The organism is Escherichia sp. MR (genome assembly GCF_005280595.1).
GTDB classification, from domain to species: domain Bacteria; phylum Pseudomonadota; class Gammaproteobacteria; order Enterobacterales; family Enterobacteriaceae; genus Escherichia; species Escherichia ruysiae.
In genome coordinates this window covers 1-292 of the sequence record NZ_SZVK01000143.1, presented here as the reverse complement: position 1 = coordinate 292, position 292 = coordinate 1, and the positions used below count along the sequence as shown (strand labels likewise).

At 59.2% G+C, this 292-nt stretch carries 1 pseudogene; it reads left to right on the top strand.

The window, feature by feature from the left end:
- Positions 1–292 (top strand): annotated as a pseudogene (locus FC814_RS22650) (cellulose biosynthesis protein BcsC); the annotation flags it as partial.

Below are 292 nucleotides of genomic sequence, written 5' to 3'. Positions count from 1 at the left end.
CGCTGGAAACCTACAAAGACGCGATGGTCGCATCCGGTGTGACCACGACGCGTCCGCAGGATAACGACACCTTTACCCGTCTGACCCGTAACGATGAGAAGGACGACTGGCTGAAGCGCGGCGTGCGCAGCGATGCGGCGGATCTCTATCGCCAGCAGGATCTTAACGTCACCCTGGAGCACGACTACTGGGGATCGAGCGGCACCGGTGGCTATTCCGACCTGAAAGCGCACACCACCATGTTGCAGGTGGATGCACCGTATTCTGACGGACGGATGTTCTTTCGCAGTGA